15 protein-coding genes are annotated in these 14,825 nt (G+C 71.7%); 8 read left to right on the plus strand and 7 right to left on the minus strand.

The window, feature by feature from the left end; translation table 11 throughout:
• The first annotated feature begins 21 nt into the window (after nt 1-21).
• Nucleotides 22-654 (plus strand): bifunctional nicotinamidase/pyrazinamidase, encoded by a 633-nt coding sequence (gene pncA / locus ACLBWX_RS10220; protein WP_447677102.1) that lies wholly within the window; start codon nt 22-24, stop codon nt 652-654.
• Nucleotides 655-738: 84 nt separating this feature from the next.
• Nucleotides 739-924 carry a DUF3606 domain-containing protein gene (locus ACLBWX_RS10225; RefSeq protein WP_447676957.1) on the plus strand — a complete coding sequence of 62 codons (186 nt, stop codon included), beginning with the start codon at nt 739-741 and terminating at the stop codon, nt 922-924.
• Nucleotides 925-996: 72 nt separating this feature from the next.
• Here ACLBWX_RS10225 and rimO read toward each other — a convergent pair whose 3' ends face one another.
• Nucleotides 997-2,352, minus strand: a complete 1,356-nt coding sequence (gene rimO / locus ACLBWX_RS10230) for a 30S ribosomal protein S12 methylthiotransferase RimO (RefSeq protein ID WP_447676958.1) — start codon at nt 2,350-2,352, stop codon at nt 997-999.
• A gap of 268 nt (nt 2,353-2,620) precedes the next feature.
• Here rimO and pabB point away from each other — a divergent pair, with 268 nt between their 5' ends.
• The 4 genes from pabB to ACLBWX_RS10250 are packed head-to-tail and all read left to right on the plus strand — an operon-like array spanning nt 2,621 to nt 5,943.
• Nucleotides 2,621-4,051, plus strand: a complete 1,431-nt coding sequence (gene pabB / locus ACLBWX_RS10235) for an aminodeoxychorismate synthase component I (RefSeq protein ID WP_447676959.1) — start codon at nt 2,621-2,623, stop codon at nt 4,049-4,051.
• Nucleotides 4,048-4,668 carry an anthranilate synthase component II gene (locus ACLBWX_RS10240; protein WP_447676960.1) on the plus strand — a complete coding sequence of 207 codons (621 nt, stop codon included), beginning with the start codon at nt 4,048-4,050 and terminating at the stop codon, nt 4,666-4,668. Before pabB ends, ACLBWX_RS10240 begins: the two co-directional genes overlap by 4 nt.
• Nucleotides 4,655-5,488, plus strand: coding sequence for an aminotransferase class IV (locus ACLBWX_RS10245; RefSeq protein ID WP_447676961.1), 834 nt, complete (start codon nt 4,655-4,657; stop codon nt 5,486-5,488). The genes ACLBWX_RS10240 and ACLBWX_RS10245 overlap by 14 nt, the downstream gene beginning before the upstream one ends.
• Nucleotides 5,485-5,943 carry a DoxX family protein gene (locus tag ACLBWX_RS10250; RefSeq protein ID WP_447676962.1) on the plus strand — a complete coding sequence of 153 codons (459 nt, stop codon included), beginning with the start codon at nt 5,485-5,487 and terminating at the stop codon, nt 5,941-5,943. The genes ACLBWX_RS10245 and ACLBWX_RS10250 overlap by 4 nt, the downstream gene beginning before the upstream one ends.
• On the opposite strand, the gene mazG is transcribed toward ACLBWX_RS10250, so the two are convergent.
• Nucleotides 5,900-6,745, minus strand: coding sequence for a nucleoside triphosphate pyrophosphohydrolase (gene mazG / locus ACLBWX_RS10255; protein WP_447676963.1), 846 nt, complete (start codon nt 6,743-6,745; stop codon nt 5,900-5,902). The genes ACLBWX_RS10250 and mazG overlap by 44 nt on opposite strands.
• Before the next feature lie 635 nt (nt 6,746-7,380).
• On the opposite strand from mazG, the gene ACLBWX_RS10260 reads away from it, so the two are divergent.
• The gene (locus ACLBWX_RS10260) at nt 7,381-8,475 is read left to right on the plus strand and encodes a replication protein RepA (RefSeq protein WP_447676964.1); all 1,095 of its coding nucleotides are present in this window, start codon (nt 7,381-7,383) and stop codon (nt 8,473-8,475) included.
• Nucleotides 8,476-8,586: 111 nt separating this feature from the next.
• Nucleotides 8,587-9,066 carry a hypothetical protein gene (locus tag ACLBWX_RS10265; RefSeq protein WP_447676965.1) on the plus strand — a complete coding sequence of 160 codons (480 nt, stop codon included), beginning with the start codon at nt 8,587-8,589 and terminating at the stop codon, nt 9,064-9,066.
• Nucleotides 9,067-9,088: 22 nt separating this feature from the next.
• Here the strand turns inward: ACLBWX_RS10265 and ACLBWX_RS10270 are convergent, their stop codons facing one another.
• The 5 genes from ACLBWX_RS10270 to ACLBWX_RS10290 all read right to left on the minus strand — a co-directional run bounded on the left by ACLBWX_RS10270 (nt 9,089) and on the right by ACLBWX_RS10290 (nt 14,791).
• Nucleotides 9,089-10,855: a methanol/ethanol family PQQ-dependent dehydrogenase gene (locus tag ACLBWX_RS10270; protein WP_447676966.1), complete on the minus strand. Its 1,767-nt coding sequence runs from the start codon at nt 10,853-10,855 to the stop codon at nt 9,089-9,091.
• 146 nt (nt 10,856-11,001) lie between these two features.
• On the minus strand, nt 11,002-11,304 hold the full coding sequence (locus tag ACLBWX_RS10275; RefSeq protein ID WP_447676967.1) for a GCG_CRPN prefix-to-repeats domain-containing protein: 303 nt from the start codon (nt 11,302-11,304) through the stop codon (nt 11,002-11,004).
• Between the two features lie 162 nt (nt 11,305-11,466).
• Nucleotides 11,467-12,627, minus strand: a complete 1,161-nt coding sequence (locus ACLBWX_RS10280; RefSeq protein WP_447676968.1) for an acyltransferase family protein — start codon at nt 12,625-12,627, stop codon at nt 11,467-11,469.
• Entirely contained in the window at nt 12,624-13,943 is a 1,320-nt protein-coding gene (locus ACLBWX_RS10285) for an O-antigen ligase family protein (RefSeq protein ID WP_447676969.1), read from the minus strand. Before ACLBWX_RS10285 ends, ACLBWX_RS10280 begins: the two co-directional genes overlap by 4 nt.
• Nucleotides 13,944-14,083: 140 nt before the next feature.
• Complete coding sequence (locus ACLBWX_RS10290) at nt 14,084-14,791, minus strand: DJ-1/PfpI family protein (protein ID WP_447676970.1); 708 nt, start codon at nt 14,789-14,791, stop codon at nt 14,084-14,086.
• Nucleotides 14,792-14,825 lie beyond the last annotated feature (34 nt).

The raw sequence follows: 14,825 nt of genomic DNA on the forward strand, positions 1-14,825 counted from the left end.
CTTCCGGGATCGGAGGATGCCGTGATCCCGGGCGCGCGGGACGTCCTCCTCGTCATCGACGTGCAGGCGGACTTCCTGCCCGGCGGGGCGCTCGCCGTGCCCGACGGCGACGCCGTGGTCGCGCCGGTCAACCGCCTCCTCGGGCTGTTCCCGCACGCGGTGCTGACGCAGGACTGGCACCCGCCGGGGCACGTCTCCTTCGCCACGAGCCATCCCGGCCGGGCGCCCTTCGACACCGTGCCCCTGGCCTACGGCCCGCAGGTGCTGTGGCCGGAGCATTGCGTGCAGGGCAGCCCCGGGGCCGACCTATCGCCGGCCCTGGACGCGGATCGCGCCGAACTGGTGATCCGCAAGGGCCACCACCGCCAAGTCGACAGCTACTCGGCCTTCCTGGAGGCCGACCGGCGCACGCCCACGGGGCTGGCCGGCTACCTGCGCGAGCGCGGCTTCACCCGGGTGGTCCTGTGCGGCCTCGCCACCGATTACTGCGTCGCCTGGAGCGCCCTCGACGCGCGGGCGGCGGGGTTCGAGGCGCTGGTGGTCGCGGATGCCGTGCGGGGGATCGACCGGGACGGCTTGGTGGCGCGGGCCTGGGCCGACATGCGGGCGAGCGGCGTCGGGCGGATCACGAGCGAGGCGATCGGAGGCGGGTAGCCAACGCAACCTCAACTGGCCGACACACCCTTGAAATTTACCTCAGGTTTGCGATTTACATCTCGCAAACCTGAGGTAGATAAAATGGCTGATGATCTCGATCAACGCGGACCTGCAGACCGCCAGCGTATCAACGTCAACGAGGCCTGGGAGGTCACGTGGTGGTGCCGGAAGTTCGGCGTCACCGAAGCGCAGTTGCGTGCTGCCGTGAAGGCAGTTGGTCCGATGGTCAAGGATGTCGCCAAGTACCTCGGCAAGCCCATCCCATAACGGACAAGCTTAAGCGTCCGACGCCTTCAAGTCCGGGCCGATACCTGGGTTCATCCGGAGTTGGAGTATGGCCTACACCGCGCTCCCATAGAGATCGTACGCATCGGCGCGCTCGATCTTCACGGTGACGATGTCGCCGACCCGCAGGGGCCGGCGCGCGGTGACATGCACGGTCCCGTCGATCTCGGGGGCGTCGTATTTCGAGCGGCCCTTGGCGACGGTGCCGTCGGCCGCGTCGATGATCACGGGCAGGCGCTTGCCGATGCGGGCCTTCTGCAGGCGGGCGGAGACACCCTGCTGCGCCTCCATGAAACGGCGCTTGCGCTCGGCCTTCACCTCGGGCGGCACGAGATCCCCGAGGTCGTTGGCGACCGCCCCCCTGACCGGCTCGAACTCGAAGCAGCCGACGCGCTCGAGCCTGGCCTCCCGGATCCAGGCGAGCAGTTCCTCGAACTCGGCCTCGGTCTCGCCGGGAAAGCCCACGATGAAGGTCGAGCGGATGGCGAGGTCCGGGCAGATCTCGCGCCAGCGCCGGATGCGCTCCAGCTGGCGTTCCTGGTTGCCGGGCCGGCGCATGCGGCGGAGCACCGAGGGGCTCGCGTGCTGGAGCGGCATGTCGAGATAGGGCAGGATCTTGCCCTCGGCCATCAGGGGGATGACCTCGTCCACGTGCGGGTAGGGGTAGACGTAGTGCATCCGCACCCAGGCCCCGAGTTCTCCGAGTTCGGCGGACAGATCGTAGAATTTGGCCCGCACCTCCCGGTCGCGCCAGGGGCTCGCGGCGTAGCGGATGTCGACGCCGTAGGCGCTCGTGTCCTGCGAGACCACCAGCAGTTCCTTGACGCCGGCCTTCACCAGCTTCTCGGCCTCGCGCAGCACGTCGCCGGCCGGTCGGCTGACGAGGTCTCCGCGTAAGGACGGGATGATGCAGAACGTGCAGCGGTTGTTGCAGCCCTCGGAAATCTTCAGGTAGGCGTAGTGGCGCGGGGTGAGCTTCACCCCCTGCGGCGGCACGAGGTCGAGGAACGGGTCGTGGGCCGGGGGCACCGCCTCGTGCACCGCCGCCACCACCGATTCGTAGGCCTGGGGACCGGTGACCGCGAGCAGGTTCGGATACTTCTCGCGGATCTCGTCCGGCTGGGCGCCCATGCAGCCGGTCACGATGACGCGGCCGTTCTCCGCCATGGCCTCGCCGATCGCCGAGAGCGACTCGGCCTTGGCCGAATCGAGAAACCCGCAGGTGTTGACGATGACGACGTCCGCGCCGTCATGCCGCCGGGCGAGTTCGTAGCCCTCGGCGCGCAGGTGCGTGAGGATGCGCTCGGAATCCACCAGCGCCTTGGGGCAGCCGAGGGAGACGAAGGAGATCTTCGGGGCGCTTTTCGGCGCCGTCTCGGCGGGAGTCGAGGACAAGGGGGATGCGGTCATGGATGCTCGTCGGGCCGGCGCGGCTGCGGGAACCGGACCGGCCTTGGAATCGGGGGAGGGCGGGACAAAAAGGTTGACAGCCCTATAACGGGATTCGCCCGTCTAGGCGAGCCGGGCGGGTCCGAGCCATGCGCGGATCGCGCTTTTGCCGCGCCGTCGCGCATGCCACCTGTGCATGATACCGCAGGCCGCGACGGATGCTTCGGCCCCAATGCTTCGGCAGGCCGGGAACATCGGTCCGTCGCCGCCCTGAAACCTTCGAGTCGTCATGTGGATTGCTGATATCCCGTTCGTCGAATCCGTCGCGGCGGCCGAGGCCCTGGCCGCCCTGCCGGGGCTCGCCTTCCTCGACAGCGCCATGCACCACGACACCCTGGGGCGGAGCTCGACCCTGGCGGCGGACCCGTTCGGGCGCTTCCGGTTTCGCGACGGCCGAGCGACGCTGGACGGACGTCCCGTGCCGGGCTCCGGCCTGGAGGCGCTACGCGCCTGCCTCGCGCCCTACCGCCGGGCACGAGACCCCGATCTCCCGGCCTTCGCGGGCGGTGCCATCGGCTACGTCGCCTACGACCTCGGCGCGACGCTGGAGCGGGTGGCGCCCCCGGCCCGGCGGGCGGGCCTCTGCGACGACATCGCCTTCAACCTCTACGACACGGTGCTGAGCATCGACCACGGCAGCGGGCGCTGCCGCCTCCTCGCCACCGGCTTTCCCGAGACCGAGCCGGCGGCGCGCGAGGCCCGGGCCCGGGCCCGGCTGGCGCAGTTCGGCGCGCTCCTGGCCGAGGCCCGGCCGAGTCCGGAGCCGGCCGCGCAGGGGCCGCTCGCCTGGCGCTCGAACTTCACCCGCGCCGACTACGAGGCGGCGGTGGAGCGCGTGCGCGACTACATCCGCGCCGGCGACATCTACCAGGCCAACATCGCCCAGCGCTTCGAGGCCGACCTGCCGGCCGGCTTCGACCCGTTCGGCCTCTACCGGCGCCTGCGCGCCACCAACCCGGCGACCTTCGGCGCCTATCTCGACTTCGACACCCTGCGCATCGCCTCGAGCAGTCCCGAGCGCTTCCTCAAGCTCAGCGGGCGGGCGATCGAGACCCGGCCGATCAAGGGCACGGTGCGGCGCGTGGCCGACCCGGCCGCCGATGCGCGCCTGGGCGAGGCGCTGCAGGCCAACGCCAAGGAGCGGGCCGAGAACATCATGATCGTCGACCTCCTGCGCAACGACCTCTCGCGCATCTGCGAGCCCCACAGCGTTCGGGTGCCGGTGCTGTGCGGCCTCGAATCCTACGCCTCGGTCCACCATCTGGTCTCGGTGGTCACCGGAACCCTGAAAGCGGACCTGGACGCCCTCGACCTGATCGCCGCCACCTTCCCGGGCGGCTCGATCACCGGCGCGCCGAAGCTGCGCGCCATGGACATCATCACGGAGATCGAGGGCGACGCGCGCGAGCTCTATTGCGGCGCCATCGGCGCCCTCGACTTCACCGGCGACCTCGACACGTCGATCGCCATCCGCACCGTGTTCATGGACCGGAAGCGGGCCGTGCTCCAGGCCGGCGGCGGCGTCACCCTGCTGTCCGAGCCGGGCCCGGAATACGAGGAGACCCTGACCAAGGCCGCCCGGGTGTTCCAGGCCTTCGAGCCCGACGGGCTCAAACCCGGTGCCTTCGAGCCCGCTGCCGGGGCGGGGAGGGTGCCGTGATCCTCGTCATCGACAACTACGACAGCTTCGTCTTCAACGTGGTGCGCTACTTCGAGGAGCTTGGGGAGACCGTGCGGGTGGCGCGCAACGACGCCCTCGACGTCGCCGGCATCCGCGCCCTTAGCCCCCAGGCGATCGTGATCTCGCCCGGCCCCTGCACCCCGGCGGAGGCCGGGATCTCGATGCCCGCCATCCGGGAACTCTCCGGCGCGGTGCCGCTGCTCGGCGTCTGCCTCGGCCACCAGGCCATCGGCGCGGCCTTCGGCGGCCGGGTCGCGCGGGCCGGGCGCCCCCTGCACGGGCAGGCGACGCCGATCCGGCACGACGGGGCCGGGCTGTTCGCCGGCCTGCCCGACCCGATGCAGGTCGGGCGCTACCACTCGCTCATCGTGGCGCCGGAGCCCGGCATGGCCGACCGCCTCAGCATCGACGCGGTCTCCACCGAGGGGGAGGTGATGGCCCTGTCGCACCGGAGCCACCCGACCTGGGGCGTGCAGTTCCACCCGGAATCGGTGCTGACCGAGAACGGCCACGCCGTCTTCGCCAACTTCCTGCGCCTCGCCCGCGACTGGCGCGCCGACCACGACCTGCGGGCCAAGACCGATGCTGTGGTTTGACGGCGGCCTCACGAACGGGCCGGTGCCCTTCGACCTCGCCGACCGGGGCCTGACCCTCGGAGACGGGGTGTTCGACACCGCGCTGGCCCGGCACGGCCGCATCGTGTTCGAAGCCGCGCATGTCCGCCGTCTCGCCGCCGCCACCGCGACGCTGGGCTTTCCCGTTGCGCCCGAGCGCATCCGAGAGGCCATGCGGGGGCTCGCCGAAGCGGCGGGCCGGGCCCATCCCCTGGCGGCGATCCGCACCACCGTGACCCGGGGCTCCGGGCCGCGCGGGCTCGGCCCCCCGGCCGAGCCCCGGCCGGTGCTGTGGGCGAGCGCCGCCCCGGTGGGGCCGGCCCTGGCCTTCGCACCCCTCACCCTCCACCCCACGGAGATCCGCCGCAACGAGACCTCGCCCGCCGCGACCCTGAAGACGCTCGGCTACCTCGACGCGGTTCTGGCCGCCGGCGCGGCCCGGGCCGCCGGCTTCGACGAGGCCCTGTTCCGGAACACGCGGGGGCACGTCGCCTGCGCCGGGACGGGCAACCTGTTCGCGGTGATCGACGCCACCCTCGTCACCCCGCCCCTCTCGGACGGCGTGCTGCCCGGCATCCTGCGCGCCGAGATCCTCTCGGTCCGTGCGCCGCGGCTCGGCTTGTCCGTCGCCGAACGCAGCCTCGACCGCGACGCGCTCCGGTGCGCCGCAGCGGTGTTCGTGACCAATTCCCTGCGGGGCCTCGCTCCGGTGACGGCGATCGGCGAGGCCGCCTATGCGAGCCCGGCGCATCCGATGGTGAAGGCCCTCGTGGCCGATCTGCGCGACGCGTTCGCCGCATGAGAGCGCATTCCCGGTTCCGCTGGCGCCTGCCCCTGATGGCGGCCTACGGCGTCATCGGAATCCTGCATCTCGCCGCCGCCGACGCCTTCCTGCCGATCATGCCGGACTGGGTGCCGGAGCCCCGCTTGGTGGTGATCGCCACCGGCCTGTGCGAACTCGCCGGGGTCCTCGGACTCGCCTGGGGCCCGACCCGGCGCTGGGCCGGGATCGGGTTGGCCCTCTACGCGGTCGGCGTCTTCCCGGCCAACCTCAAGCACGCGCTGGAGGGCATCGTCGTGCCGGGACTGCCCGACAGCTGGTGGTATCACGGCCCCCGGCTGGCGTTTCAGCCGGTCTTCGTCTGGTGGGCCCTCTATGCCGGCGGGCTCATCGACTGGCCGTTCCGGCGTCGCGCCGCCGAAGCGCCCGCGGTCAGTTCCTCTCCGAAATCTTGCAGCCCTTCTCCGAAATCTTGACCGCCCGCCAGGCGGCTTCCATCGCGTCGAGGTCGCTCTCGGCGAGGCCGGTGCCTTGCGCCTCGAGGGTCGCCGCCATGGCGTCGAAGCGTCGCTCGAACTTCATATTCCCTTCTCGAAGGGAATATTCCGGATCGATCCCGAGATGGCGGGCGAGGTTGGCCACCGAGAACAGCAGATCGCCGAGCTCCTCCGCCACTGCCGCCCGCGTGCCGTGGGCCATGGCATCCGCGACTTCGTCGATCTCCTCGCGCACCTTCAGCACCACTTGGTCCGGGTCGGTCCAGTCGAAGCCGTAGGTGGCGGCCCGGGCCGAGAGCTTCTCCGCCCGCGTCAGGGCCGGCAGGGGCAGGGGGATGCCCGCCAGCGGTCCCGATTCCCGGGCCGGCTTCGTCCGGCGCTCCTCGGCCTTGATCGCCGCCCACTGGGCGGCCACGGCCACCGGGTCGCGTCGGGGCGAGCCTGGGGGCAGGAGGGCGCCGTCCGGCGCGAAGACGTGCGGATGGCGCCGGACCATTTTCTCCATCACGGCCCGGACCACGTCCGGGAAGGCGAAGAGCCCGGCCTCCTCGGCGATGCGGGCGTGGAAGACCACCTGAAGGAGGAGGTCGCCGAGCTCGTCGCGCAGGTCCTCCGCGTCGCCGCGGGCGATGGCGTCGACCACCTCGTAGGCTTCCTCCACCGTGTAGGGCGCGATGCTGGAAAAATCCTGGGCCACGTCCCAGGCGCAGCCGGTCTCCGGGTCGCGCAACTGCGCCATCAGCGCCAGCAGATCCTCGATCCTCACCCCATTCCTCCGCATCAGGCCTCGCCGCGCCTCCCTTAGCGGATTGCGGGCCAACCCGTCAGGCTGGGGACGGAGGCGGGAGAGACGGTGTCTTCCTTTGGAAAATTCCCATGAAAAAGCCTTGGCCGGGCATGTGTTCGTTCTTCCGAACGGCTCCGGGGCTCTTAGGAAAGGTATCAGTAACAGATTCTCAGAGAGTCATTTCAGAGAGTTATATGGGGACGCCGAAATCCCTGTGGCAGAAGGGGCTTGGCGGGTGTTCGCGTATCGAACTCTGCGCGGGTGCGCATCGAACTCTGCGCGCCCGCGTATCGAACTCTGCGTGGGTGAACCCGGTCGGCGCATGGGATTCTGCGTGCCTGCGTATCGGGTTCGGCGTGGATCGGCGCTGCGGGCGGTGAACTCCGGGGATTGTGCCGGATTCGGTCCCGTATCGAACTCTGCGTGGGGGCGCGCGGGCCGGATCCGGCCCGGCGACCGGCCGCGAATTTTTTCGTCCCGGCCGGTGGATAGTCGGGATGGCGCGGGGATCCGGCTTCGGCCGCCGAGACTCCGCAACGGGGAATCGGGCATGGTCGCCGCGCGGCGTGATCCGGGGGGCGATCCCCGGGTGGGCCTTTTCGCACGGCACGAGGGTCACCACCGGGATCATGAGGATCGAGGACATCTTGGCGGGCATCCGCGACGCCGACCTCCTCGCCGAACTCGAGGCGGCGCGGGGCAGCTTCCTGTTCGCCACCATCGCGGAGACCATCCTGCACCGGCAGCGGGCCCGGGACGCGGAGGCGGCCGCCCGCGGCGCCCTGGCCGGCCGACGCCAGGCCATGGGCCGCGACCAGCGCCGGCGCGACGCCATCCGCGAGGTCATCGAGACCGAGCCCACGGGCCCGGAGAACCTCCAGCACATCCATTCCGTGCTGGCGCTGTGCGGCCTGCCCTATCGCGATCCCGGCGACGCCCGCGAATTCTTCCGGGAATACGGGCGGAATTCCTTGAGCCTCCTGGCCGGGCGCCTGAAGAACCCCGCCACCGGCGAGATGGAGTTCCAGGGCCTGCCCTACGGCCCCAAGGCCCGCCTCGTCCTGCTCCACCTCTGCACCGAGGCCGTGCGCCAGCGCAGCCCCACCGTGGCGGTAGCCGACAGCCTGTCGGGGTTCATGAAGGAGATGGGCTTTGCCGTCACCGGCGGCGAGCGCGGCACCATCCGGCAGTTCAAGGAGCAGCTGGCACGGCTCGCCGCCTGCACCCTGCAGATCGGCCTCTGGGACGGGGCCGGCAGCGCCAGCACCCTCAACGTGCCCCCGTTTCGCCAGCTCGACCTCTGGCTGCCGCAGGGGGCCGACGGAGTGGTCTGGCAGAAGAGCGTCCAGTTCCACCAGGATTTCTACGACAACCTGATCCAGCACGCCCTGCCGGTGGACATCCGCGCGGCCCGGGCCTTCTCGGGCTCGGCGCGCAAGCTCGACCTGCTGTTCTGGGTCGGCTACCGCCTGCGCGCCCTGCAGCGCCCCCTGCGGCTGACCTGGGACAACCTGCACAAGCAGTTCGGCGCCGACAATGCCAGCCTCCGCAGCTTCAGGCAGGCCTTCAAGGCGGATCTCGCCCACCTGCAGGAGGTGTTTCCGAAACTGCCGATCCGGCTCGACGACACCGGCATGCTGCTGCAGCCCGCCGATCCGAGCGCCCTGCTGATCCCGCCACGCGGCGCCAGATTGCCGCGCAAGGCCGCACAGGCCGTCGCTTGACCGACTATTCCTTGCACAGCAGGGAATATGGGTTGGTCGATGCAGGAACATATGGAATATTACTTGGAATGTTCCGCGTGCGACGGTCCAAAATTCTTGTGCGAGATGTCCATGTTTCTGTCCGAGGCCGAGGCTGAGGCGGTCCTGCGCGACCTGCGCCACCGCCGCGACGAACTCGACCGCGCCATCGCCGAGCATCAGCTCTACCTCGAACTGGGGCGCCGCCTCGGCGCGCCGGCCCGTCCCGCCGAACCTGCCCTTGCCGGGCCGGAGATGTCGGTCCCCGGCGCCGGGTGCGTGCCCGACCGGACACCGGACCTCGCGCGCGGGGGCGAGGACCTCGTGGCCGCCCGCCGGCACGGACGCGCCCTCGTGGCGGCCGCCGTCAACCTGCTGCACGAGGCCGGCCGGCCGCTCCATGCCGGCGAGATCCTGCAGGGGCTGACGGCGCAGGGCTTCGCGGTGCCGGGGCACGATCCCGTGGCGGCCCTCAACACCCGCCTGTGGAAGCGCTCGGGTCCGGGCGGCCCCCTGAAGCGTCTGGGCGAGGCGGTCTACGCCCCGGCCGAGGAGGATGACGATCCCGGCTGACCGCCGGCGCGCATCCCAAAGCTCATTCGGGCAGGGCGAAGACGGTGAGTTGACCGCCGAGCGCCGTGTAGCGCGACAGGGCGGCGTAGCCGCCCACAGCGCCGGCGCCGTCGTTCGGGTCGGTGAGGCCGGCGGCCAGCCCGATCCCGGCCCAGCCGCCGATTCCCGAGAGCACGGCCAGGTACTGCCGGCCCTTGTGCCGGTAGGTGGTGACGTTGCCGACGATGCCCGACGGCGTCTTGAAGCGGTAGAGTTCGCGGCCAGAGCGCGCGTCGACGGCTTTCAGGTAGCCCTCGAGGGTGCCGTAGAACACCACGTCCCCGGCGGTGGCGAGCACCCCGGACCAGACCGAGAACGGCTCGGGAATCGACCAGCGGATCGCCCCCGCGACCCCGTCCCAGGCGGTCAGGGTACCGGTCCGGGGATCGTCGGGGGCCGGGCGCAGGCTCACGGTGGCGCCCACATAGGGCAGCCCGGGGGTGTAGGTGACCCGGAAGGGCTCGATATCCATGCAGATGTGGTTGGTCGGCACGTAGAACAGCCGGGTGCGCGGCGAGTAGGCCGCCGGCTGCTGGTTCTTCGCCCCGATGGCGCCGGGGCAGACGCCCCGGGTGGTCTCGTCCTCGCCGCTGGCCTCCGGCGAGAAGCGCCGGTCGCGGACCGGGCGGCCGTAGCCCGGCGAGGCCCGGTCGAGGTCGATCCGCGTCGCCCAGTTCACGGCGCGGTCGAACGGCTGTGCCACCAGGGGCTCGCCGGTGGCCCGATCGAGGGTGTAGCCGAACCCGTTGCGGTCGAAATGGGTGAGGAGCGGGCGGGTGACGCCGCCGATGGCCTGGTCGGTGAGGATCATCTCGTTGACGCCGTCGTAGTCCCACTCGTCGTGGGGCGTCATCTGGTAGAGCCAGCGGGCGATGCCCGTGTCGGGATCGCGGGCCAGGATCGAGGCCGCCCAGCGATTGTCGCCGGGGCGCTGGCGCGGATTCCAGGTCGAGGGATTGCCGGTGCCGTAATACACCAGATTGAGCGCCGGATCGTAGGCGAACCAGCCCCAGGCGCAGGCGCCACCGGTCTTCCACTGGTCGCCCTCCCAGCTCTTCAGCGAGGAATCCCGGCCGATCGGCTTGCCCAGCGAGGTCGTGCGTTCGGGGTCGACACGCATCTGTTCGTCGGTGCCCGTCGCGGCGGCGCGCCAGAGCCGGGCGCCGGTGCGCGCGTCGTAGGCGGTGACGTGGCACTGGACCCCGAACTCGCCCCCCGAGAGACCGACCAGGACCTTGCCCTTCACCGGCAGGACGGCGGCGGTGTTGGTCTCGCCCCGAGCGGGGTCGCCGTTGCGGACCGACCAGTTCACCCGGCCGGTCTTCGCGTCGAGGGAGACCAGGGTGGTGTCGGCCTGCTGCAGGAAGAGGGCGCCGTCGGCATAGGCGAGGCCGCGATGGACCGTGTCGCAGCACAGGAGGGCCATGACGCCCGGGTCCTGCTTCGGCGCGTAGCGCCAGAGGAGGCGGCCATCCCGGTCGAGATCGAGGGCCGTGACGGTGTTGGGGAAGGGGGTGTGGACGTACATCACCCCGTCCACCACCAGGGGCGCGCCCTCGTGGCCGCGGAGGATCCCGGTGGAGAAGGTCCAGGCCACCCGGAGCCGGCCGACGTTGTCGGCGGTGATCCCGTCGAGGGTGGAGTAGCGGGTATTGGCCGCGTCGATCGTGGGCAGCACCGTCTCGGCCCGGGCCGGAGCCGGGCCGAGGAGGGCGCCGGCCAGCAGGCCGAGCAGGAGAAGGGCGCGCATAGGGTTCCCCCGGTGCGGGATTTCGGGACAGGCCCAGGGTCCTAGTCCCGGCGCGGCCCCGGCGCGCGTCAGCGAAATGACGCGGGCGGCTCGTCGCCGCCCGGTCTCGTGTCGGGGCGGGCCCGAGGTCGGGCCGGGCCCGCGTCCTAGAAGTAGGGGCCGAAGTGCGGCCGCGGGCGGTAGTAGCCGTAGCGCGGTCCGTAGAACGGACGCGGCCGGTCATAGCCGTAGGGACGGTACATCGGCCGGCAATAGCCGAACCGGTTCGGGATGAAGCCGGGACCGCAGCCATAGGCGACGGCCTCGACGGCTGCACCCGCCAGGGTGCCGGCGGGCGCGATCGGCGTGGCCTGGGCGGCCGCGGCGAGGCCGACGGCGCCCGCGACGCCGAGCGCCGCAGTGCGTGTCGTGCGGGCAAGCATCGTGCGAAACAGCGATTTCACGGACATGAAGCCATGACCCTCTGCTGGTTGTGACCTTTGCTGGTGTTGATCCTCCGGCCTCGTGGAGGTTCGAAGACCTTCACAGGGCCCGAAGACCTCCAAGAAGACCTCCACAAGAAGACCTCCAAGTGCCGGGCGGTTGCTGAACGCGCGCTGACAGGGTGCGGTTCACCCCACCGCGACGGAGCCGGCGGCCCGCGGGCGCGTCGCCCGGCGCAGGATGCGCCGGCGCATCGGCTCCTCGAGGCCGCGATTCAGGAGGACGCCGAGGGTGAGGGACAGGACAGCGGCGAGGCCCGCTCCGAGCCAGGGTGCGGCGGCCAGACGCCCCCCGAGGACGACCCGGTCGAGGCTGTTCACCACGGCGTAGGCCGGGACGTGGATGAGGTAGAGGGCGAACGAGATCCGGCCGAGGAAGACGAAGCCGGGCGTCACCAGGGGGCCGCTGCGGAGCTGGGCGCCGGCCAGGATCAGGGGCGCCCAGGCCAATGCCGTGAGCCCGTTGTGGAGCAGCACCTCGGACAGGTGGGGGGCTCCCGCCACCAGGGCGAGGCCGGCCAGGGCCGCGAGGGCGAGGAGGACGGGGGTGGGCAGCCGCCAGCGGGTCCAGGCGGCGTAGAGGAGCAGCCCGGCGACGAATTCCGGCAGGCGCATCAGGGGGTTGTACTTGATGGCCTGGGCCAGCAGCACCGGCCCCACCCCCCCTGGCTCCGGCCCGATCAGCGAGAGGCCGGGGGCGTAGCGCGCGAAGGCGAGGGCGGCTCCGCCGGTCAGGACGATCCAGGCCGCGAGCGTCAGGCGCGCGATGCGCCCCGGCGCCCCGAGCGCCAGGGGCAGCAGGAGGGGAAACAGGGCGTAGAAGACCATTTCCACCGAGACCGACCAGCTCGGGCAGTCGAGGGAGCAGGCCGCTCCGGGCACCCAGGCGTGCAGGCCCAGCGGCGCCAGCACCGCGCCCGCGGCCATCAGCCCCTGCAGGGGCGGGGCGGACTTCGCCACCCAGGCGACGAACCAGGGCAGGGCGAGGACGAGGCACAGGAGGTAGACCGGGTAGACCCGCGCCAGCCGGGCCCAGGCGAACCGCGCGCGGGCGGCACGGTCGGTCAGGTCCACGTCCCGGTAGGTGTAGGCCAGGATGAAGCCCGAGAGCAGGAAGAAGAAGGTCACCCCGGAATAGCCGAGGCGGACCACCCCGGGAATCGCGGTGTCGGGAAAGAAGAAGCCGGCATAGTGGAACACCACCACGTAGGCGGCGGCCAGGAAGCGCAGGGCGGTGAGCGCCGGCAGCGGCGCCACCGGCGGATGGGCGGACGGGGCGGGGGCGCTCACCGTGGCCTCCCCGGGACGACCCGTCCGGCGGCACCGAAGCGCAGGCCGAAGACGGAGAGGGCGAGGAGGAAGAACAGCGCGTTGGTGGCCTGGTAGAACACCGATTCGAAGACTCCCACCATCAGGCCGAACAGCCAGATCCGCAGGAACAGCAGCCGCAGGGGGTCGAGGCCGGGGCCGGCCTCGGCCCGGCGCTGGGCCTGGAGGTCGGAGAGGGGGGCCAGCACCATCCACCACACGGTCAGGGCGAGGCCCGGCAGGCCACTCTCCAGGGCGGTGTTGAGGTAGCCGTCATGGGCGTCGGTGGCGCGGTTGACCCAGGTCGTGGCATCGCCGCCGCCGCCGTAGAAGACGCTCTCCCAGAAGGCGCCGTAGCCGAAGCCGGTGAGCGGCTTCTTGGCGATGTTGTCGAGGGCGAAGCTCCAGATCTCGGTGCGGCCGGTATAGGTCGGGTCGGCGGCGAGGCCGGCCACCAGGGCGCCGAGGCCGGACGACATGACCGAGCCCACCGTGAGCAGGAGCAGCAGCGCCAACGGGCCGAGGAGCACCAGCCGGCGCCAGGCGCCGGAGGCCGAGAGGGTGCACGCCCAGGTCAGTCCGAGCACCGCCGGCGTCATGACCAGGGAGGTCTTGGCGTTGGTGAAGACGAGGAACACCCCCGCCAGCACCACGACCGCGGAGCCCAGGAGGCGCTGGCCCATCCCGGCCCAGAACAGCCCGACGATGATGAACAGGCTCATGGCCGCGCCGGCCCCGTTCTTGTGCGCGAAGACGCCGCGCCAGCTGCCGGCATGCTCGGGCTCGATGAGGTCGAGGGCGGTGTGCATCGCGCGCTCGGGCACCAGCACGAGGCCGAGGTAGCAGGTCGCCAGCACGACGAGGACGCTGCCGCCGAGGACGTGGGCGAACTGGCGGGCGTCGCGGGCGAGCACCAGCACGCTGACCACCCCGCCGAACATGATGACGAGGGAGACGAGGCGCCGCGCCGAGACGGCAGGCTCGATCGACAGGGCGGTGGACACGCCGATCCAGCCCAGCGTCGCCAGGATCGGCAGGGCGGCCAGCGGCCGCAGGGCCTCGCGCCCGCGCCAGGCGAGCACCGCCACCGCGATGGCCGCCATGACGAGGAACAGCACCTGGTTGACGAGGTTGCCGCCGGCCCGCGAGGCGGCGTTCTCCGCCGCCGTCCCGTCGAGGAACGGATCGGCCCCGATCAGGACGAAGAGCAGGATCGCGCCCATCGCCCCGATGCGCAGGGCATCGGGGAGGTCCGCCCGCGCCGTCGCGCCCGCACCGGTGGCGATGCCCGTCGTCATGGTCCACTCCCGCGCTCGAGGGCCGGCAAGGTCACGCATCCGAGGACCCGCAGTCTATCGGGCCGGCGGCCCCGCCCGACAGGCGCGCAGAATACGTTTAAGATCGCGCAAAGGCCGGTCCATGGCCGGCGCGACCCGCCTCAAGAGGCGGCCGACCCCCAGGCGACGATGTCGGTCGCACCCGTGATCGCGCCCACGATGCGCTCGCGCTCGGCCCGGCCGGCGGCGAGGCGCCCCCGCACCGCCGCCAGCACGGCCGGGCCGGCGCCGGCGGGCGTGCCGGCGGCGAAGGGCGGGGCCGGTGCGTATTCGAGGCCGAGCTGGATCGCCTCCGCCGCGGGCTGCCCGGAGAGCTCGGCCGCCAGGGTCAGGGCGAAGTCGATCCCGGCGGTGACGCCGCCCCCGGTGAGGAGATTGCCGTCGCGCACCACCCGCGCGGACACCGGGATCGCCCCGAAGGCGGCCAGGAGGTCGAGGCTGGCCCAGTGGGTGGTGGCGCGCCTGCCCCGCAGGAGCCCGGCGGCCCCGAGCACCAGGGCTCCGGTGCAGACGGAGGTGACGTAGCGGGCGCGCGCCGCCTGGTCGCGCAGGAAGGCGAGGACCGCCGCATCCCGCATCAGCGGGTTCACCCCGAGGCCGCCGGGGACGCAGACGACGTCCAGCTGCGGGCAATCGGCCATGGCCCGTGTCGGGGCGAGGACGAGGCCGGTGGAGCTCGTCACCGGCACCCGATCGGCGGCCACGAGGTGGACCCGCGCCTCCGGGATCCCGACGAAGACCTCGTAGGGCGCGGTGAGGTCGAGCTGCTGGACGTCGGGGAAGGTGAGGAGGCCGATCTCGAGGGGCATGGGGTCTGTCTCCGGCTGTCTGGACAGGGCGACC

This window comes from Methylobacterium sp. M6A4_1b (genome assembly GCF_053345175.1).